The 20,081-nt window shown below is 69.8% G+C and carries 17 protein-coding genes and 1 pseudogene; 13 read left to right on the forward strand and 5 right to left on the reverse strand.

The features are described 5' to 3' along the window. Nucleotides 1-32 precede the first annotated feature (32 nt). Both ACZ67T_RS16205 and ACZ67T_RS16210 read right to left on the reverse strand, forming a co-directional pair. Nucleotides 33-1,574 carry a long-chain-fatty-acid--CoA ligase gene (locus ACZ67T_RS16205; RefSeq protein WP_469984521.1) on the reverse strand — a complete coding sequence of 514 codons (1,542 nt, stop codon included), beginning with the start codon at nucleotides 1,572-1,574 and terminating at the stop codon, nucleotides 33-35. A 19-nt stretch (nucleotides 1,575-1,593) separates the two neighbouring features. Further along, complete coding sequence (locus ACZ67T_RS16210) at nucleotides 1,594-2,412, reverse strand: enoyl-CoA hydratase-related protein (protein ID WP_469984523.1); 819 nt, start codon at nucleotides 2,410-2,412, stop codon at nucleotides 1,594-1,596. A 150-nt stretch (nucleotides 2,413-2,562) separates the two neighbouring features. On the opposite strand from ACZ67T_RS16210, the gene ACZ67T_RS16215 reads away from it, so the two are divergent. Together ACZ67T_RS16215 and ACZ67T_RS16220 are read left to right on the forward strand one after the other, a co-directional pair. Then, nucleotides 2,563-3,501 carry an alpha/beta fold hydrolase gene (locus ACZ67T_RS16215; protein WP_469984525.1) on the forward strand — a complete coding sequence of 313 codons (939 nt, stop codon included), beginning with the start codon at nucleotides 2,563-2,565 and terminating at the stop codon, nucleotides 3,499-3,501. A gap of 55 nt (nucleotides 3,502-3,556) precedes the next feature. Continuing rightward, nucleotides 3,557-4,213 carry a TetR/AcrR family transcriptional regulator gene (locus tag ACZ67T_RS16220; protein ID WP_469984527.1) on the forward strand — a complete coding sequence of 219 codons (657 nt, stop codon included), beginning with the start codon at nucleotides 3,557-3,559 and terminating at the stop codon, nucleotides 4,211-4,213. A 298-nt stretch (nucleotides 4,214-4,511) separates the two neighbouring features. Here the strand turns inward: ACZ67T_RS16220 and ACZ67T_RS16225 are convergent, their stop codons facing one another. Then, a complete protein-coding gene (locus tag ACZ67T_RS16225; RefSeq protein ID WP_469984528.1) occupies nucleotides 4,512-5,711 on the reverse strand; it encodes a cysteine desulfurase-like protein in 1,200 nt (399 codons plus the stop codon). Between the two features lie 87 nt (nucleotides 5,712-5,798). Here ACZ67T_RS16225 and ACZ67T_RS16230 point away from each other — a divergent pair. The 5 genes and pseudogenes from ACZ67T_RS16230 to ACZ67T_RS16250 all read left to right on the forward strand — a co-directional run. Continuing rightward, nucleotides 5,799-6,239, forward strand: a pseudogene (locus tag ACZ67T_RS16230) (MarR family winged helix-turn-helix transcriptional regulator); the annotation flags it as partial. A gap of 131 nt (nucleotides 6,240-6,370) precedes the next feature. Further along, nucleotides 6,371-7,216 carry an ABC transporter ATP-binding protein gene (locus tag ACZ67T_RS16235; protein WP_469984529.1) on the forward strand — a complete coding sequence of 282 codons (846 nt, stop codon included), beginning with the start codon at nucleotides 6,371-6,373 and terminating at the stop codon, nucleotides 7,214-7,216. After that, a complete protein-coding gene (locus ACZ67T_RS16240) occupies nucleotides 7,176-8,027 on the forward strand; it encodes an ABC transporter permease (RefSeq protein ID WP_469984531.1) in 852 nt (283 codons plus the stop codon). Before ACZ67T_RS16235 ends, ACZ67T_RS16240 begins: the two co-directional genes overlap by 41 nt. An 80-nt stretch (nucleotides 8,028-8,107) precedes the next feature. Next, nucleotides 8,108-8,329, forward strand: coding sequence for a hypothetical protein (locus ACZ67T_RS16245; protein ID WP_469984532.1), 222 nt, complete (start codon nucleotides 8,108-8,110; stop codon nucleotides 8,327-8,329). A gap of 142 nt (nucleotides 8,330-8,471) precedes the next feature. Beyond that, complete coding sequence (locus tag ACZ67T_RS16250) at nucleotides 8,472-8,849, forward strand: Dabb family protein (RefSeq protein ID WP_469984534.1); 378 nt, start codon at nucleotides 8,472-8,474, stop codon at nucleotides 8,847-8,849. Between the two features lie 25 nt (nucleotides 8,850-8,874). Here the strand turns inward: ACZ67T_RS16250 and ACZ67T_RS16255 are convergent, their stop codons facing one another. Continuing rightward, the gene (locus ACZ67T_RS16255) at nucleotides 8,875-10,677 is read right to left on the reverse strand and encodes a pectate lyase (RefSeq protein WP_469984536.1); all 1,803 of its coding nucleotides are present in this window, start codon (nucleotides 10,675-10,677) and stop codon (nucleotides 8,875-8,877) included. A 430-nt stretch (nucleotides 10,678-11,107) separates the two neighbouring features. Between ACZ67T_RS16255 and ACZ67T_RS16260 the strand changes: the two genes are divergently transcribed. From ACZ67T_RS16260 to yicI, 6 genes are all read left to right on the forward strand, one after another. Then, nucleotides 11,108-12,154, forward strand: coding sequence for a LacI family DNA-binding transcriptional regulator (locus tag ACZ67T_RS16260; protein ID WP_469984538.1), 1,047 nt, complete (start codon nucleotides 11,108-11,110; stop codon nucleotides 12,152-12,154). 152 nt (nucleotides 12,155-12,306) lie between these two features. Next, complete coding sequence (locus ACZ67T_RS16265; RefSeq protein WP_469984540.1) at nucleotides 12,307-13,545, forward strand: ABC transporter substrate-binding protein; 1,239 nt, start codon at nucleotides 12,307-12,309, stop codon at nucleotides 13,543-13,545. Nucleotides 13,546-13,555: 10 nt separating this feature from the next. After that, nucleotides 13,556-14,521, forward strand: a complete 966-nt coding sequence (locus ACZ67T_RS16270; RefSeq protein WP_469984541.1) for a carbohydrate ABC transporter permease — start codon at nucleotides 13,556-13,558, stop codon at nucleotides 14,519-14,521. Nucleotides 14,522-14,527: 6 nt separating this feature from the next. Continuing rightward, nucleotides 14,528-15,355 (forward strand): carbohydrate ABC transporter permease, encoded by an 828-nt coding sequence (locus tag ACZ67T_RS16275; RefSeq protein ID WP_469984543.1) that lies wholly within the window; start codon nucleotides 14,528-14,530, stop codon nucleotides 15,353-15,355. A gap of 32 nt (nucleotides 15,356-15,387) precedes the next feature. Continuing rightward, on the forward strand, nucleotides 15,388-16,854 hold the full coding sequence (locus ACZ67T_RS16280) for a GH1 family beta-glucosidase (RefSeq protein ID WP_469984545.1): 1,467 nt from the start codon (nucleotides 15,388-15,390) through the stop codon (nucleotides 16,852-16,854). Next, nucleotides 16,851-19,181 (forward strand): alpha-xylosidase, encoded by a 2,331-nt coding sequence (gene yicI / locus ACZ67T_RS16285; protein WP_469984547.1) that lies wholly within the window; start codon nucleotides 16,851-16,853, stop codon nucleotides 19,179-19,181. Before ACZ67T_RS16280 ends, yicI begins: the two co-directional genes overlap by 4 nt. A 37-nt stretch (nucleotides 19,182-19,218) precedes the next feature. Here the strand turns inward: yicI and ACZ67T_RS16290 are convergent, their stop codons facing one another. After that, the gene (locus tag ACZ67T_RS16290) at nucleotides 19,219-19,923 is read right to left on the reverse strand and encodes a FadR/GntR family transcriptional regulator (RefSeq protein ID WP_469984549.1); all 705 of its coding nucleotides are present in this window, start codon (nucleotides 19,921-19,923) and stop codon (nucleotides 19,219-19,221) included. Nucleotides 19,924-20,081 lie beyond the last annotated feature (158 nt).

Below are 20,081 nucleotides of genomic sequence, written 5' to 3' on the forward strand. Positions count from 1 at the left end.
CTGGTTCGAGGCGTTCCAGGAAGCGCAGTCGCTCAGTCCCGCAGTATCGTCCCCGGCGCGTCGGCCGTGCTCGTGTCCGCCTTCAGCAGGGCGGGATCGATCGCGCGCTTGAGGATCTTCCCGGTCGCTCCCTTCGGCAACTCGTCCACGACGGCGACGAGATGGGGCACCTTGTAGGCGGAGAGACGCTCCTTGGCCCATGCGCGCAGTTCGGCCACGCCGAGGCGGACGCCCGGCCGTACCGCGATGACGGCCGCGACCTCTTCGCCGTAGAACTCGTCGGGGACTCCTATGACGGCGGCTTCGACGATGTCGGGGTGTTCGTACAGGACCTCCTCGACCTCGCGCGGGTAGACGTTGTAGCCACCGCGGATGACAAGGTCCTTCTTGCGGTCGACGATGCGCAGGTCTCCGTCGTCGTCCGTGGCGCCGAGGTCGCCGGTGCGCAGCCATCCGTCACGCAGGGCCTCGGCGGTGGCGTCGGGGCGGTTCCAGTAGCCCTTCATCACCACGGGGCCCTTGATGTGGACCTCGCCGACCTGGCCGGGCGGCAGTTCGTGACCGTCGTCGTCCCGTACGGAGATGGCACAGCCCGGCAGGGCGCGTCCCACGTGTCCCGGCTTCGCCTGCCGGCCCGCGAGATGGCAGGTAGCGGCGCCGGTGGTCTCCGTCAGGCCGTATCCCTCGACGATGGTGCAGCCGAACCGCTTCTCGAAGGCGCGCATCACCTCCACCGGCAGTGAGGCGCCTCCGGAGGACGCGAGGCGCAGCCCGGTGAAGCCGGCGCCGGTGTCGTCGGCGACGCGCAGGACCGCGTTCCACATGGTGGGTACGCCCGCGATGAAGGTGGGACGGTCGCGGCGGATCACATCCAGCATGGTCGACGGGTGGAAGCGTTCGAGGAGGGTGAGGCTGCCGCCGGCGCGCATGGTGGTCCCCATCACGCACGCCTGCCCGAAGACGTGGAACAGGGGCAGGCCGGTCACGGCGCAGTCCTCGGCGGTGATGGCGTGCACGTCGCAGAAGACCGCCGCGCAGGCGTTGAGATTGCCGTGGGTGAGCTGGGCGCCCTTGGGCCGTCCGGTGGTGCCGGAGGTGTAGAGGAGAGCGGCCGTGTCGTCGTCCTCGCTCGGGTGCACCTCAAGAGTCGAGGGGGTCCCTGTCGGACCCGTTTCGGCGAGAGCGGGCTGCAACTCCCAGTAGGGTACGGACAGTTCGCCCGCGGCCTGCTCGGGTGCCGGAGTGATCGCGTGCCAGCCCAGGACGAGCGACACCTCCGCATCACCCGCTATGAACGCCAACTCCCTCTGCGGCGCCATGGTGTTGGCGGTGACGACGATCGCTCCGGCGGCGAGGATCCCGTAGTAGGCGAAGGCGAATTCGGGCACGGAAGGCGCGACGAGCAGGACGCGGTCGCCGGGGCGTACGCCGTGCTCCGCCAGGCGGCCCGCGACGGCGGCGGCGCGCTCACGGAGGCGCCCGTAGGTCCACTCCTCGCCGCCCGCCCCGCGCAGGGCGATGCGGTCGGGTGTCGACGAGGCGTGATTCCAGACTGGTGCGGCAGCGTTGGTCATGCGGGGCGACCTTCCGTGTTCACTTGGGGTCGAGGGGGCTGAATGCGGGCGCGCGGCCTTCCAGATAGCTGGCGACGCCCTCGGCGGCGTCGGGTCGGCGGAAGGCTTCCGGCATGAGGGCGTCCGCCGCGTCGGCGGCCGTGGCGAAGTCGGTGTCGAGAGCCTGGAGCACCTGGCGCTTCATGACGGTCATCGACGCGGGCGAGGACCAGGTGGCCAGTTCGGTGGCGTACTCGACTGCGACGTCGAGGAGCTGATCCGCGTCGACGACCTTGTTGACCAGCCCCATTTCGTACGCCTCCGTACCGCGCACCACTCGTCCGGACAGCAGCAGGTCCATGGCCCGGCTCTGGCCGATGAGGCGCGGCAGCAGCCAGGCGATGCCGTACTCGGCGATCAGGCCGCGGCGCGCGAACGCCGTCGTGAACTTGGCATCGGGTGTACTGAAGCGGATGTCGCAGTAGAGGGCCTCGACGAGGCCGAGCCCGGCGGCGGCCCCGTTGACAGCCGCGATGAGGGGCTTGCGCAGCGTCAGCGGGAACCACCGGGGACGCTCGCTCTTCGGCATCGCGCCATCCAGCGACTCCACTGTCGCAGCGGCCTGTCGCAGTTCGTCCATGTCGGCTCCCGCGCAGAAGCCGCGGCCCGCTCCGGTCAGGACGATCGCCCGCACCTCGGGATCCGCCTCGGCTTGATCAAGGAGGCCGAAGTAGCGCTCTTCCAGCTCGTCGGTCCAGGCGTTGAGACGGTCCGGGCGGTTGAGCGTCAGCACGAGCACGGAACCTCGCCGTTCGGCCAGGACCGTCGTCGACTGGGCTGCTGGGATGCTTCCGGTCACCGTCGTCGTCTCCTCTTCAGCGGTTCGAGCCTCCGGGGCCCGCCTCATGTATATTTGAACCCAACGTCAAGTTCAACACCTACAACACGCCCCTTACCGGCGTGAGTTCCTTGCGCCGGCCGGCATGCGAACGACAGGAGTTCCGGGCACATGACGACACATATGCCGATCACCGACTGGGAACGCGTCGCGGCGCGGGATGTCACGACCAACGGCATCACCCTCCGCGTCTTCGAACACGGCGAAGGGCGACCGGACAGGCCTCCCGTGGTCCTGTGCCACGGCTTTCCCGAGCTGGCCTTTTCCTGGCGGCATCAGGTTTTCGCGCTCGCCGAAGCCGGACACCGCGTCCTGGTTCCCGACATGCGCGGGTACGGCGGCAGCTCACGCCCCGACGATGTCGACGCCTACGACATCCTGACGCTCTGCGCCGACCTGGCCGGACTCCTCGACGACGTCGGCGCGGACGACGCCGTCTTCGTCGGGCACGACTGGGGCGCCGCCGTGGTGTGGAACATGGCGCTGCTCCACCCCGAGCGCGTACGCGCGGTGGCGGGGATGAGCGTGCCGCCGACGCCGCGCGCCCCGGCCCCGCCGCTGCCCATCCTGCGCTCACGCAACGGCGACGACTTCTACATCGTGTGGTTCCAGGAGCCGGGTGTCGCCGACCGGGCGCTGAGCCAGAACGTGCGCAGGACCCTCGTCACCAGGGAGATCTACTCCGCCCAGTGGGCCGCCGGGGCCGACGAGCAGTTGCCGCCTCCGCGATGGATGGGCGACGAGGAACTCACCTACTACGTCAAGACGTTCGAGGAGACCGGCTTCACCGGTGGCCTCAACTACTACCGCAACCTCGATCGCAACTGGGCGCTGACCGAGCACCTGGACGGCCGCCTCATCGGCCGGCCGTCACTCTTCATCACCGGGTCGAAGGACCCGGTGGGGAAGTTCATGCCCGCGCACCTCGACACGATGCTCACCGACCTCCGTGGACACGTCGTCCTCGACGGTGCCGGGCACTGGATCCAACAGGAGCGGGCGGAGGAGGTGAACACCGCGCTGCTGGAGTTCCTCTCCACCCTCGGCTGATAATATCCGCCGCTACCGGTGATGTATGTGATCGATCAAGAGTGGATGGACCCCAGTGGCTGCCCAGGCCCCGGCCGCAGACGGCGGCCAGAAACAACCGATCACGCCACGCAGCCCGCGCGGCGTCCGGACACGTAACGCGCTGATCACCGCCGCCCGAGAGGTCTTCGAACGCGACGGATATCTGGACGCCCGGATCACGGACATCTCCAAGGCGGCGCATGTCGCCTCCGGGTCCTTCTACACGTACTTCAACAGCAAGGAAGAGATCTTCCAGGCGCTCGTCGAGCAGGTGCAGGAGGAGATGCTCCACCCGCACCTGCGCGAGCGCACCGGGATCACCGACACCCGGCAGCTCATCGACGCGTCGAACCGTGAGTACTTGCGTGCGTACAAGAAGAACGCGCGCCTGATGGCACTGTTCGAGCAAGTGGCCCAGGTCGACGAGAAGTTCATGGCGCTGCGCATCGAGCGCGGGAACGCGTTCGCGCGCCGCAACGCCAAGCTGATCCAGACGCTGCAGGAGAGCGGCGAGGCCGACACGAGCCTGGATCCACTGGTCACGGCGCACGCCCTGTCCGTGATGGTGAGCCGCATGGCCTACATGGTGTTCGTGCTGGGCCAGCGCATTCCCTTCGAGCGGCTCGTCACGACACTCAACAAGATCTGGGAGAACGGCCTCCGGCTGACGGCCTCCGAGCCGGAGCACTGACCGCTCAGGGCCGGGCCGCGGCGGCCCGGCCCGGCACCGGCGTCGGCGCCGCCGGGATCGAGGGCCTGCTCTGTCAGCCCTTGGGCCCCGCGGCCCGAGAGGGCTGCCCGTCCCCACCGACGAGCCGACGGGCGCGGTGGTGCGACAGGTTGCGACGGTTGCCGCACACCTCGGGCGTGCAAGCCTCAAGGACGGTGCGCACCTCACCGCGGCAATCCCGGCGCGACCCAGGTCACCGCGCCCGGGGCGGGACGACCGGTCGATCGAGGCCCTGCCGGCCACACACAGGAACAGCGGGTCAGAGGAAAGACCCGAGCCCGTCGAGGAACCTGTCCACGTCTTCGGCGGAGTTGTACGGCGCCAGACCCACTCGAAGGGCGGGGTTCTCCAGCTTCAGCGCGTTGAAGGTCTCGTAGGCGTAGAACGACCCGGCGGGGGCCACGACGTCGCGTGCGGCGAGATGGACCTGGGCCTCGGCGGCGTCGCGGCCTTCGATCGTCATCAGGAGGGTCGGGGTGCGGTCCGCCGCCTTCGAGTGCAGCGTGACGGCGTCACCCAGAGCGCGCAGCCCTTCTTCGAGCCTCGTGCGCAGCGCCCGCTCGTGCTCGTGCAGGGAGCCCAGCGAATGGGCGAGCCGCTCCCTGCGTGCGGCCCCCGTGCCCGGGTCGATCGCGGCGAGGAAGTCCACGGCCGCGGTGGCTCCCGCCAGGACTTCGTACGGCAGGGTGCCGAACTCGAAGCGCTCCGGCACGGTGTCGGGGGAAGGCGCGAGCTTGTCGGGGTGGACGGTGTCGAGGAGTTCGGGCGCCGCCGCGAGCACGCCGCAGTGCGGTCCGAGGAATTTGTACGGGGAGCAGACGAAGAGGTCCGCGCCCAGCGCGGGCACGTCGACCAGATGGTGGGCGGCGTAGTGCACCCCGTCCACGTACACCAGGGCGCCGGCTTCGTGCGCCCGGCCGGCGATGTGGCGCAGGGGCGGCTTGGTGCCCAGCACGTTCGAAGCCGCCGTCACCGCGACCAGGCGCGTCCGCGGCGACAGCGCCCGCTCGAACGAATCGAGGTCGAGCTCCATGCTCTCGCTGTCGATTTCGATCCAGCGGACCACCACTCCGGCACGCTCGGCCGCTTGTACCCAGGGGCGGACGTTGGAGTCGTGGTCCAGGCGGCTGAGGACGATCTCGTCGCCCGCTTTCCAGCCCTTGGCCAGGTGGCGGGAGAAGTCATACGTCAGCTGGGTCGCGCTGCGCCCGTGGACGACACCGTCGGCGGGCACATCGAGCAGGTCCGCGTAGGCGGCGCGGAAGTCCGTGACGGCGCGCTCGGCGTTGAGCTCGGAGCGGCTGACAACCCCCCGGTTGGACAGAGGGCCCGTCAGCGTCGCGACCATGGCGTCGGCGACCGGGCGCGGGGTCTGCGTCCCGCCCGGACCGTCGAAGAAGGCAAACCCGTGGTCCAGGGAGGGGAAGTGGGCCCGGAGAGCGTTCACGTCGATGGCCATGGCCTCAGCTTTCTGGAGAAGGGAAAGGCTCCGTGGGCCCACCGTAGAGGGCTGGGAATAGCTCGTACACAGAGCTAAACTTATTTCATGGCCACGGACGAACTGGCAGATGCCTTCGCCGACGCGCTCGCCGCCGTGCAACGCCTGACCCGGCGCAGGCTCCGGCACGGCCTGACGGCGCCCCCGTTGCGGGGTGCCCAGGTAGAGCTGCTGCGCCTGGTGGTCGACCGGCCGGGAATCGGGGTGTCGGCCGCCGCCCGGGAGCTGCGTCTCGCCGGGAACTCCGTGTCCACACTCGTCAACCAGCTGGTCAAGGCCTCCTTTCTGCGCCGCGAGACCGACCCCTCGGACCGTAGGTCGGCGCTGCTGTACGCGACCCCGGCCGCCGCGGCCCGGTTGCGCGACTGGAAGGTCCGGCGGGGCACGTTGATGCGGGAGCAACTGGCGGCGCTCGACCCGGCGGACCGGGCCGCGCTCGCCGCCGCGCTGCCCGTCCTGCGCAAGCTCTCCGACAACCTCCACGAGGACCGCACGCCCACGATCCGCACGCCCATCGTCCGCACCGAAACCGTCCGCACGCCCACCGGCCGCACGGCATCCGTCCGCGCGGAAGGTGAAACACCCCATGCAGTACAGGGAGAACCAGGAGGTGCACGGGCATGAGCGAGGACCCCGCGGTCTGCTGCCGCGGACTGGAGTACGCGTTCGGTGAGACCCGGGCCGTGGACGGCCTCGATCTCACGGTCGGGCCGGGCGAGGTCTTCGGACTGCTCGGACCCAACGGCGCCGGGAAGACGACCGCGATCCGCTGCATCACCACGCTTCTGCCCGTGCCGCGCGGCCGCGTATCCGTGTTCGGGCACGACGCGGCGACCGAGCGGATGGCGGTCCGCCGGCTCCTCGGGTACGTGCCGCAACAGCTGTCCGCCGACTCCGGCCTGACAGGGCGGGAGAACGTGACGCTGTTCGCCCGCGTCTTCGACGTCTCCCGGCGCGAACGGGCCCGCCGGGTGGCCCAGGCACTCGCCGCGGTCGACCTCACGGACGCCGCGGACCGGCTCGCCAAGACCTACTCGGGCGGCATGGTGCGCCGGCTGGAACTCGCCCAGGCACTGGTGAGCGCCCCGCGCCTGCTGATCCTCGACGAACCCACGATCGGGCTCGACCCCATCGCCCGGACCAGCGTGTGGGACCACATCAACGCGGTCCGTGGCGCCACCGGCATGACCGTTCTGGTCACGACCCACTACATGGACGAGGCCGACCAGTACTGCGACCGGGTCGCGCTCATGCACCGGGGGCGCGTGCACGCCCTCGGTACCCCCGACGGACTCCGCCGCGACCTGCACGAGCAGCGCGGGACCGCCGGATCCCAGGAGCCCTGGCCGACCTTGGAGGACGTCTTCCGCGATGTCGCCGGCCGCGGGCTCGGCAGCGACAGTGGCGAAGGTGGTGACTTCCGCGATGTCCGCAGCACCCGCCGCACCGCGTCAAGGCTCGGCTGAACCGGCCGAGTTCGATCTGCTCCTCACCCCGCCCACGGCCCGTACCGGATGGCGCATGGCGCCCGCCCGGGTGGTCGCCCTGTGCGCCGTGGAACTGCAGAAGCTCCGGCACGACCGTTCGGAGTTGTACACCCGAGCCGTCCAACCCGCCCTCTGGCTGCTGGTGTTCGGCGAGACCTTCACCCGGATCAAGGCGATCCCGACCCACGGCATCCCCTACATCGACTATCTCGCGCCCGGCATCATCGCCCAGTCCGCGATGTTCATCGCCATCTTCTACGGCATCATGATCATCTGGGAGCGGGACGCCGGCATCCTGACCAAACTCCTGGTCACGCCGACACCCCGCGCGGCGCTGATCACGGGCAAGGCCTTCGCCGCCGGAGTCAAGGCACTGATCCAGGCCGTCGTCGTGATCGTCATCGCGGCGCTCCTCGGCGTCGCCCTGACCTGGAACCCACTGCGTCTGCTCGGCGTCGCCGTCGCGGTGGTCCTGGGTTCGGCGTTCTTCTCCTGTCTGTCGATGACCATCGCCGGCATCGTCCTCACCCGGGACCGCCTGATGGGCATCGGCCAGGCCATCACCATGCCGCTCTTCTTCGCGTCGAACGCCCTCTACCCGGTCGCGCTCATGCCGGGCTGGCTGCAGGCGATCAGCCGGATCAACCCGCTCAGTTACCAAGTCGACGCGCTGCGCGGCCTGTTGCTGGGCACGCCGGCGCATCTGCCGCTGGACTACGTGGTACTCGCCGTGGCCGCCGCGCTCGGCATCGTCGCCGCGTCGTCTCTGCTGCCCCGACTGGCCAGGTAGCCCGCACGCGGCGGCCCTCGGGGGAGCCCCCGGCCTGCATCCGGCGGGCGAAATCGGTGCTCCCGCCGTAACGTCGAATTATGTCCGTAAATCTCGTAGTGCTTGGCAAAGAGGGGCAGACCTCGGAGAACCAAGGCGAGGTGCTGCACTTCGTCGACGGCAAGGAAGGCAAGTTCTCCTACTCGATCGACGCCGGTGCGCTGCTCGTTTGGAGGGCAGACCCCCGTGCCGAGACGCGGGTAGAGGTGGCCTACGCCCCCCACGCGTGGATCAAGGCCAGCGGGGCCCGCAAGGACAGCTGACCCGGCGGGCGACACCGATCTGCCCTGCCGTGAGCCCCGACAGCGCCTGGGCGGGCACCGGCGCAGGCCGGTCTGCCGGAGCCTCTCGACACGGTCGCTCTCGCACAGATACGGGGGCGGTACTCCCCTGCGCGGCCCGCGTGTGAAACGAACACTGCTCCTCGCGGTGCGCCCCGGCACATCCAGCACGCTCATCGAGCGACTGGAAGCGGACCTCATGGCGCTGCCCGACCACATCTCCAGCATCCGCTCATGGACCCTGAGCAGAGTGGACCAGACGGTCCGCTCATGGTCCCTGAGCAGAGTGGACCAGACGCTCTCGGCCTCCCGCTGGACCCATGTCTGGGAGCAGGGGTACGCGGACGTCCAGGGGTTGACCGGCGAGTATCTCGGCCACCCCTTCCACTGGACCTGCGTGGACCGGTGGTTCGACGGCGAGATTCCGACCGCGGGAATCGTGGAGCCGCACCTGGTCCACGTCTTCCGCTGGAGCCGGGAGCCGGTCCTGGCCTCCCCTTGAGGCCAGGACCTGGGCGGCGGAGGGCTCAGCCGGCGACGTAGGCGATGAGCTTGGCCATGTTGCCGGTGTAGGCGGACGTCGTGATGCCCTCGGCACTGTCGTGCGGCTGGTAGGGCGGCTCCGCGGGCGGCGTGGACGGGTCGTACGGCGAGGTGTCGTACAGGTCGCCCACGTGTTTGCTCATGTACGCCATGCCCTCGTACGCCGTGGCCGGCGCCGGGCCGAGGTACGGGTTGGTGGTGGTGCCGATCGGGGTGATCCAGTGGTCCTTGGTGCCGAGGCCGTCCACGAGGGCGCTCGCCTGGCCGTCGGTCACCTCGGGCAGGGCCGGATCGGCGCCTCGGAACAGGTCGGTGAGGTCGAGGTCGCGCACGCTGAAGTAGGGCGGAAGTTCCCTCAGTCCGCCCGGGGCGAGCGGGGACCGGTCGCGCAGGTCGGCGACTTCGGAGCGGCTCAGCGCCATCAGCTCGTCGTAGGTGGCCTTGAGGCCGGTGAGGTCGATGGAGCGCCCGCCGGAGTAGTGGCTGAGTGTGTTGCGGTGGTCATGGTCGTAGTAGTAGGCGCCGTTGCGGATGTTGGAGCCGAAGCGGTGCACGAAGCGCGGCCGGTTGGTGTCCAGCTCCACGAAGGTCGGGTGCGTGGAGTTCTTCAGGAGCTGGTTCTCCTCCTTCTGCTCACTGGTGAGCGGGCAGGTCTCCAGCCAGGCGATGGCCTCGGGCACGCGCCGGAGGTAAGCGTGGTCGCCGGTGAGCCGGAAATAGTGGAACAGCTGCCGGATGTTGGTCTGCGTGGTGTGTGTGGTCAGGGACCGTGGCTCGTACGAGCGGGCACTGGCGGGAGCGCCGGCGGGCCGGCCGCCCACCGTGTGCGCAAGGTGCTGAAGGCCCCATCCGGCCTGGGGTCCGGGCTGCTGCAGCCGGTGCAGGCAGGCCATGGCGCGCAGCACGGGCCGGGTCAGGTCACGTCGTCCCAGCGCCGAGATGCACATGAGCAGGAACTTGATGTTCTCGCCGAGAACGTCGTCGTTGAAGGTGACGTGGCCCGTGTAGTCGCCGTCCTGCATGCCGTGCTGGACGTCCGAGGGCAGCCAGGAGGGCCGCTCTTCGGGCCACGGCATCTCCCTCACCGCGCCGGAGAACGCGGGGAACCGCTGCGGCCAGCCGCCGTCGGCCGGACCTCCCCTCAGCTGTGCCTTGAGCATGAAGTCGATGACGCGGTTCAGGGCCGCCATGAACTTCGGGTGCCTGCGCTCCACGTAGAGGCGCAGGATCAGCTGCGCCGCCGTGGAGGTGCCGGCGTCGTCGAAGGTGGCGTTGCCGTAGTAGTGCTGGAACTCCTCCAGGCGCCAGCCGTTCGCGCCGATGGTCGCGTACCAGTCGCGCAGGGAACGCTCGCCCGCGAAGTCGTGGATGTAGTTCCAGCCTCCGACCGGGAGTTGGGCCTCGACGAGGGCGAGGCCCGTGCGTTCGGCGGCGCGGTAGAAGGTCTCGTCACCAGTGGCGTGGTACGCGTCGAGGAGGCTGTGGCCGACGCTGGGCGTGCCGGGCGGCTGGACCCAGCACATGGTCCGCTTGGCCTCCATCTCCCCCCAGGTGGTGGACAGATCGGGGAGGTAGCTCCAGACGTACGCGCCGCGGTAGGACACATGCTCGTCCATGAAGGTCGCCGCGCGGCGCATCGCTCGCCCGGCGTGAGTGCGGCCGGCGGTGCGTGACCCTGCCGGGTGCGCGGCGGACCGAGGCGCGGCCGACGCGATGGCGGGCCGCAGCCCGACCAGCGCTCCGACGGCGGGCGCTGCGGCGAGTCGGGCGAAGGTACGTCTGGACATGGGCGTTCTCAACGGTGTCGCCTCCAGGCATGACGGATGCGCGTCGTGGGTGCGCCGGTGGCACGGCGGCGCTCCACGACTCGGATGTCAGGGAAGGGAAATATCGTCGGAGCACAGGCCTATCACTCGCCGTTCCGGACCCTCAAGAGTTCGTAGTAGTGAAAGTTGTTCACGTACTCGATCAACTGACCTACCAAGAGGGGCAATTGGCATCTTGCGCACCCCAAAGCCCCACCTGGATTCACGTACATAAACTCAAACGATCTGGTGCAGCGGTATTGCCCTGGCGGCCCCGCCCCTCCTACAGTCACGCAGGCCGCCAATCGAATCGAATCGATTCGACGAATGGATTCGACGACCGGAGCGCCCAGCGCCGCAGGAACGATCAGAACCAGAACCAGATCCATGACCGGACCGCAAAGGAGCGGGAATGGCCACGATCAAAGACGTCGCCGAACGGGCGGGCGTCGCGCCCAGCACCGTCAGCTACGTCCTCAGCGGCTCCCGCAAGATCTCCGAGGACACCCGGCGCGCGGTGCAGGCCGCCATCGCCGAGCTCGGCTACCACCCTCGGGCCAGCGCCCGCACGCTGCGCAGCGCACGGAGCGACGTCCTGGCCCTGGCTGTCCCCCGCGTGCCCGGTGAATACCGGGCGGTGGACGGCCGGTTCGCCATCGACATCAGCGATGCCGCCCGAAGCCACGGCTACGACCTGCTGCTGATGACCGACCTGGACGGGGTCGGCGGGCTGCGCCGGGTGGCCGGCAGCGGCCTGGCGGACGCGGCGGTCCTGATGGCGGTCGAGGAGCAGGACTCCCGTATCGGCACCATGCGCGAACTGGGCTTCCCCACGGCGCTGCTCGGCCGCGGCGATGACGACTCGGCGCTCCCCTGGGTCGACCTCGACTGGGAGGCCGCCGTCGCCCTCGCCCTGCGCGAGACCGCCGCGGCCGGCCACCGGCACATCGCTTTCCTCGCCTCGGCCGACCACGAGATCGCGGCCCGCCGCGGCTACGCCGTGCACGGGCTCGACGGCGCCCGAAGGGCCGCGAAGGAGACCGGCGCGGACATCAGGGTGCACCCGTCGAACAGCGACCCCGACGTGCTGCGGCGCCACGTGCGCGACGTGCTGGGCGCGCGGCCCGCCCCGACCGCGCTGGTCGTCCAGCACCTGCACCGCCTCCCCCACCTGCTGGCCGAAGTGGCCGCCGCAGGGCTACGGGTCCCCGAAGACCTTGCCGTCGTGCCGGTCGGCGCCCTGCCCGACGACCTCGGCGGACGGCCCCTCCCGCGTATCGACCTGCCGGTCGCAGAGATGTCCCAGGCGGTCGTCGAACTCGCGGTCAACGCGATTGCCGCCGCGCCTCCCGGCCGCGGGACCCAGACCCATCCGGCCCCCGGCCTCCCCCCTCACCGCCTGATCGCGCCGCAGATGGCGCCCGGGCTCACCATCGCACCGCCGAAAAGACACGCCTGAGCGTCGTCTCGACGATGCTGCGGCCGCGAGCCACGAGCCACAGACAAAGAACTGTTCGAGAGACGCCCCCCGACGCACTGCCGCGCACTCTCCCCCAACCGCACGGCAGGACCTCAACTCCCCGAGCCGCAGCCCCGATTGGAGAACCGCTCGTGCACTCCCGCGCAGAGCGCAGACTGCCACCCGCCATAGCCGCAAGCCTCGCGCTGGCCACGACCGCGTCACTGAGCCTCACCGGGTGCGCCGCCACACCGGCCGCCGACACCGTCACCGTGCTCAACTCGGCCACGGACACCGCCGAGCACACCGCCAACCAGAAATTCTTCGACCGCTGCGCGGGGCCTCTCGGGCTGAAGGTCGAGCAGATCAGCGTGCCCGCGGACCAGGTCGCGTCGAAGGCGCTCCGGATGGCCTCGTCCAAGTCGCTCACCGACATCCTGGAGCTCGACGGGTCCGAGCTGCCGCAGTTCGCCGGGACCGAGGGACTGCGCCCGCTGAAGGAAGTCGGCGTCGACACCTCCGGGTTCTCCGGCAGCGCCACCTCCCTCGGCTCGTACGACGGCACCCAGTACGGCATCGCGCGCTCCGTCAACTCCCTGGCCCTGATCTACAACACCGAGCTCCTCGAGAAGGCCGGGGTCGAGCCGCCCACCACCTGGGCCGACCTGAAGACCGCCGCGAAGAAGATGACGCGCGGCACCACCTACGGAATGGCGTTCAGCGCGAGCCCCAACGCCGACGGGGTGTACCAGTTCCTGCCGTTCTTCTGGTCCGGCGGCGGTGACGAGGCGAAACTCGACAACGGCAAGGGCGAAGCCGCACTCCAGCTGTGGAAGGACCTCGTCTCTGACGGATCCGCCTCGAAGTCCGTCGTCAACTGGAACCAGCAGGACGTCAACGACCAGTTCGTGGCCGGCCGCGCCGCCATGATGATCAACGGGCCGTGGCAGGTGCCGGTCCTCGACGCCCAGAAGAAGGTGGACTGGGCGGTCGCCCGCATCCCGGTGCCCGAGGCCGGACAGGACGCGATCCCACCGATCGGCGGCACCGTGATGGCCGTGCCGAAGAACGAGGACCGAACCCGCGAGAAGAACGCGGGGAAGATCCTCAACTGCCTCAACTCCCAGAAGAACCAGCTCCAGTGGGGCGAGTCCGTCAACAACGTACCCACCCGGGCCGCCGCCGCGCGGGCCTACGCCGAGCAGAACCCCAAGCTCGCCGCCTTCGCCGACCTGGTAACCACCGCCCGCTCCCGGACCGCCGAGGTCGGCACCCGCTGGCCGGTCGTCGGGGACGCGCTCGCGGGCGCCTTCCAGTCGGTACTGACCGGCAGGACCAGCCCCGAACAGGCCCTGCACCGCGCCCAGCAACAGGCCTCCACGGGGAAGTGAGGAACCGGACATGAGCACCTTCGCCTCCACCGCCCGGGCCACCAAGGCCTCCGGCTCCTCGGCCGCCCCCGCGAGGGCCGGCTCCGGCACCCGCCGCCGCGGGCTGCTCCGGTGGCTCTTCGTGGCCCCCGCGCTCGCCTACTTGGCCCTCTTCTTCGGCTACCCGCTCGTCCGCAACATCGTGATGAGCTTCCAGCACTACACGCCCAAGACGTACTTCACCGGCGAGGCCCCGTTCAACGGCCTGGACAACTGGCGGGCCGTCTTCGCCAACGAGCTGTTCGCCGGGTCCCTGTGGCACACGGCGGTCTTCACACTCGGCTCCCTGCTCGGCCAGTTCACCATCGGCCTGGGCCTCGCCGTCTTCTTCTCACGCCGCTTCCGGCTCTCCGGTTTCGTCCGCGCGATCCTGCTGCTTCCCTGGCTGGTGCCCATGGTCGTGTCCGCTGTCGTCTGGCGGCGCATCCTCGATCAGGACCACGGGATACTCAACAGCGCCCTGCACGCCGTCGGCCTGACCGAGGGCGGCGTGCCGTGGCTGAACAGCCCCGGCGTGGCCCTGCTGTCGGCGATCATGGTCAACATCTGGATCGGCATCCCGTTCAACATGGTGATCCTCTACGGCGGTCTCCAGGAGATCCCGCGCGAGCTCTACGAAGCGGCGTCACTGGACGGGGCGAGCCCCTGGCGGACCTTCCGCAGCGTCACCCTGCCGATGCTGCGCCCGGTGGTCACCGTCGTCCTCGTCCTGGGCTTCATGTCCACGGTGAAGATCCTCGACCTGATCCTGGCACTGACCTCGGGCGGGCCCGCGGACTCCACACAGACCCTGGGCACCGTCACGTACCAACTGTCGTTCCTCCAGCTCGACTTCGGCCAGGGCGCCGTCGTGGGCAACGTTCTGATCGTCATCAGCGCGGTCTTCGCCGTGCTGTACCTGCGGGCCAACCGCGCCGACTTCGGCAAGGGGAAGTGACCGACCGTGAACCCGAACTCGAACCGTCCCCGCCTGCGGGCCGCCTGGAACAACACCGCCGCGCTGCTGATCCTCGGCGTCCTGCTCTTCCCGGTCTACTGGATGCTCGACACCGCGCTCCAGCCCGGTTCCAGTGTCGCCGCGACCGAGTGGTTCCCGTCCTCGCCCAGCCTGGAGAACTTCGACACGGCGTTCTCCAGTCAGGGCGGCTCGCTGCTGACCAGCTTCGCCGTCGCCCTCGGCGCCGTCGCCGTATGCCTCGCGCTCGCCGCCCCCGCCGCGTACGGGCTCGCCCAGTTCGGGCTGCGCGGTGGCCAGGGCATCGTGTTCACCACACTGATCACACAGATGGTGCCGGGCATCGTCATCGCCAACGCCCTCTACAGCGCGTACGCGGAACTGGGCCTGGTCAACTCCTATCTGGGGCTGATCCTGGCCGACGCCTCGCTCGGCCTGCCGTTCGCGATCGTGCTGCTGCGGGCCTTCATGGTGTCCATACCGAACGAGGTCGTCGAGGCGGCGATGGTCGACGGCGCCAACCGCTTCACCGCGTTCGTCCGCATCGTGCTGCCGATGAGCCGCAACGCTCTCATCACTGCCGGGCTCTTCACGTTCCTGTTCGCCTGGTCGGACTTCATGTTCGCGCTGACCCTCAACACCACCGACGACGTCAAGCCGATCACGCTGGGCATCTACCAGTTCGTCGGCGCCCATGTCAGCGACTGGGGCGCGGTCATGGCCACCGCGGTGCTGTCCGCGGTACCCGCGGCGATCCTGCTGGTCGTGGCCCAGAAGTACATCTCCGCCGGGATCACCGGCGGATCCATCAAGTAATGGCATCACGTAGCGATAAGGGCTTCAGCCGCATGAGCACCCCCGAATTCCCGGAATTCCCCGACGGCTTCTTCTTCGGTGCCGCCACGGCGAGCTACCAGATCGAAGGGGCGTACAGGGAGGACGGCAGAGGGCCGTCCATCTGGGACACCTTCTGCCGCGAACCCGGACGCGTGGCCGGCGGCGCCACCGGCGACATCGCATGCGACCACTACCACCGCTACCGCGAGGACGTGGCTCTGCTGCGCGGCCTCGGCGTCGACAGCTACCGCTTCTCCGTCGCCTGGCCGCGCATCCAGCCCGGCGGCACGGGACCGGCCAACGCGGCCGGACTGGATTTCTACGACCGGCTGGTCGACGAGCTGCTGGCCTCCGGGATCTCCCCCGCCACCACCCTCTACCACTGGGACCTCCCCCAGGCTCTGGAAGACCGTGGCGGCTGGCGGGTACGGGAGACAGCGGAGCGCTTCGCAGACTACGCCGGCCTTGTCGTGGAGCGGCTCGGCGACCGGGTAGGCCGCTGGATCACCCTCAACGAGCCGTTCTGCAGCGCCTTCGTCGGCTACGCCGCGGGCGGCCACGCCCCCGGCGCGCGGGAGGGACGAGGCGCGCTGGCCGCCGCCCACCACCTCCTCGTCGGCCACGGCCTCGCCGTCCGCGCCCTGCGCGAGGCCGGCGCCCGGGAGGTCGGGATCACGCTCAACCCGGACCGACTGCTCGCCGCCACCCCCGGTTCACCGGCCGACCGGGCCGCCGTGCGCCGGGCCGAGACCCTGCACAACGAGGTGTGGCTGGACCCGCTGTTCGCCGGGCGCTATCCCCGGCACGAGGCGGAGACCTGGGGCGAGCCGGCCGCCGGCTCGCCCGCGCTCGACAGTTCGTCCGGTCGCGAGACTCCGTACCGGCTCGACACTTCGTACCGTCTCGACGGCGACCTCGAACTCATCGCCGCCCCACTCGACTTCGTCGGCATCAACTACTACCGGCCGATCACCGTCGCCGACGCCCCGCACCGCGACCCGGACCCGGCGACCCGTACGGCCGTCGATATCCGGGCCACCGAGACCTGGCGAGACGACGTACGGCACACCACCATGGGCTGGCCGGTCGTCCCGCACACCTTCACCGACCTGCTGGTCGACCTGACCGAGCGCTACCCCGAGCTGCCCCCGCTGGTCATCACCGAGAACGGCTCGGCCGAGGCCGACACGGTCACGGACGACCGCCGGGTCCACGACACCGACCGGATCGAGTACCTCCGCAGCCACCTGGAAGCCCTCTCCGCCGCCCTGCGCGCCGGTGTCGACGTGCGCGGCTACTACGTGTGGTCGCTGCTCGACAATTTCGAGTGGGCCCGCGGCTACGACCAGCGGTTCGGCATCGTCCGGGTCGACTACGACACCCAGGAGCGCATCCCCAAGGACAGCTACCGCTGGTTCCGGGACCTGATCACCACCCACCGCGCGCGAACCACCACCGCTGACAAGGACCACCGATGAAGTTCACCGACGGCTACTGGCTGATGCGCGAGGGCGTCCGGGCGTCGTACGCCGCCGAGATCGCCGAAGCGCGCGTCGACGACGGCCGGCTCACCCTGTACGCCCCGGTGCGGCGCGTGGAGGAACGGGGCCACACCCTCAACAGCCCGCTCCTGACCGTCGAATGCTGGTCGCCCGCCGAGGGCGTGATCGGCGTCCGCTCCACCCACCACGCGGGCGCCGCCGCCCACGGGCCGGACTTCGCCCTGCACACCGACCCCGAGCACACCGCGAAGATCAGCCGGGACGGGTCCCTGCTGGAGCTGACCAGCGGGGAGCTGTCCCTGCGGGTGGACAGCGCCGCGCCCTGGCGCCTGGACTTCACCGCCGAGGGACGCGTCCTCACCTCCGCCGGGTCCCGCGGCACCGGCTTCGCCCTCACCGGCGACGGCCGCCACCACTCGCTGGCCCAACTGTCCCTGGGAGTGGGTGAATTGGTCTACGGGCTCGGTGAGCGCTTCACCCCGTTCACCAGGAACGGCCAGAGCGTGGACCTCTGGCAGGCCGACGGCGGTACGGCCAGTGAGCAGGCGTACAAGAACATCCCCTTCCATCTCACCAACCGGGGCTACGGCGTCTTCGTCAACCACCCCGGTCACGTCTCGTACGAGATCGGGTCCGAGGCGGTGGGGCAGGTGCAGTTCAGCGTCGAGGACCAGTCGCTGGAGTACTACGTCATCCACGGCCCGACTCCCAAGGACGTCCTGGACCGCTACACCGCCCTCACCGGCCGCCCGGCGCTGCCGCCCGCCTGGTCGTTCGGGCTGTGGCTGTCCACCTCCTTCACCACCTCCTACGACGAGGAGACGGTCAGCCGGTTCGTCCGGGGCATGTCGGAGCGCGGCATCCCGCTCGGCGTCTTCCACTTCGACTGCTTCTGGATGCGCGAGTACCAGTGGTGCGACTTCGCCTGGGACCCCGACGTCTTCCCTGACCCGGAGGGCATGCTCCGCCGTCTCAAGGACGAGCAGGGGCTGCGTGTCTCGGTGTGGATCAACCCGTACATCGGCCAGAAGTCCCCGCTCTTCACCGAAGCCATGGGCAAGGGCTACCTGGTGCGCAGGGCCGACGGCGATGTGTGGCAGTGGGACTTGTGGCAGGCCGGCATGGCACTGGTCGACTTCACCAACCCTGAGGCGCGGGAGTGGTACGCGGGCAAGTTGCGCGGTCTTGTCGCGCAGGGCGTGGACTGCTTCAAGACCGACTTCGGCGAGCGCATTCCGACGGACGTGGTGTGGCACGACGGTTCCGACCCGGAGCGCATGCACAACTACTACACCCAGCTCTACAACGAAACCGTCTTCGAAGTGCTGAGCGAGGCACGGGGCAGCGACGAGGCCGTGCTCTTCGCGCGGTCGGCGACCGCGGGCGGGCAGCAGTTCCCGGTCCACTGGGGCGGCGACTGCGAGTCCCACTTCGGGGCGATGGCCGAGTCGCTGCGCGGCGGACTCTCGCTCGGCCTGTCCGGCTTCGGCTTCTGGAGCCACGACATCGGCGGCTTCGAGGGCACGCCGACGCCCGAAGTCTTCAAGCGGTGGGTGCAGTTCGGCCTGCTCTCCTCGCACAGCAGGCTGCACGGCAGCAGGTCGTACCGCGTGCCGTGGGACTTCGACGAGGAGGCCGTGACGGTCACCCGCGACTTCACCCGGCTCAAGCACCGTCTGATGCCGTATCTCTTCCGCGCCGCCCAGCAGGCGCGGGAGCGGGGCACGCCGGTGATGCGCGCCATGCTGCTCGAGTTCCCCGAGGACCCGGCGTGCCACTCCCTCGACCGGCAGTACATGCTCGGCGAGGACCTGCTCGTCGCCCCGGTGTTCTCGGCGGAGGGGACTGTCGAGTACTACGTGCCTGACGGGACGTGGACCCATCTGCTGTCGGGCGAGCGGGTCCGGGGGCCGGGCTGGCGACGTGAGCGGTACGGGTTCGACAGCCTGCCGTTGCTGGCCCGCCCCGGCTCGGTGATCCCGCTCGGGGAGAGCGACGACAGCGCCGTGTACGACTGGGCTCACGGGGTGACGCTGCGCGTCCATGGTCCCGCGGACGGCACTGTCACGGTCACTCGGATTCCCGCCGTCGACGGCTTCGCGGGTGCCACCTTCCGCACCCGGCGGGACGGTGACGTCATCACGGTCGAGACCGACGGCGAGGGTGCCCGCGTGCCGTGGCGGGTGCTGCTCGTCGGCAGCGAAGCCACCGGCGAACGCTCCGAGCAGACCGCGCTCGGCACGCTGCTCAGCGCCGAGCCCGGCGTCACGGCGCTCTCCGCGGTTCTCATGGAGGCGGAGTAGATCCAGCGGCAGAGGGGGAGCGGCGGCCAGAGGGCGGTCACTCCCCCTCGGGCCGCCGGTCAAGGAGTTTGACCTTGCCCACGCTGTCGACGTGGGTGTGCATGGCCCGGGCCGCGTCTTCGGGCGAGCCGGCCCGCACGGCGTCAGCGACGCGTTGATGCTGCTTGAGTGACTGGGCAGGGCGGCCGGGCTGGCGCAGTGACTCGTTGCGGCTCTCCGCGATCGACTGGGCTATCTCCGCCATGAATTCGGCGAGCAGCGGGCTGTGCGCCGCTGCGGTGACGGCCGCGTGGAAGCGTTGGTCCTCGGCTACGCACAGCTCTCCGCGGCGGACGGCGCGGGCCATGGCCTCGAGTGCGGCGTCGATCTCGCTCAGGTCCTCGTCCGTGCGCCGTTCGGCTGCGAGAGCTGCGAGTTTGGTCTCCAGCGCGTCCCGGGCGTCCAGGACATCGGGGAGCCGACGGCGTCGTTCCACCATGGCTTGAAGTGGTTCGGCGTCAAGGCGGTCGCGGAGCAGGAACGTGCCGCCACCGTGGCGCACTTCGACGTGGCCCTGCACTTCCAGGGCCACGATGGCCTGCCGCACCGAGGTCCGGCTCACGGCGAGGCGTTCGGCCAGATCGCGTTCAGGGGGCAGCCGGTCGCCCGTCTGGAGACCTTCCACGCGTACGTATGCGCGGAGCCGCTCGACGACTTGCTCGTACAGACGAGGCCGGGGAACCGGACGCAGTGACTCGGACAACGGACTACCCGTCCTTTCCCCCAACACTCCTGCTGCTGACCGCTCTTGACAGCACATCGGACCCTTTCGACGCTCTAGCGCAGGCCTAGAGGACCAGTGGTCCATCCAATTCGATTTCCGAGAGGCACGCCGACGCCTGGCCACGAGCAACTCCCCCA

The organism is Streptomyces sp. NPDC107517 (assembly GCF_055582645.1).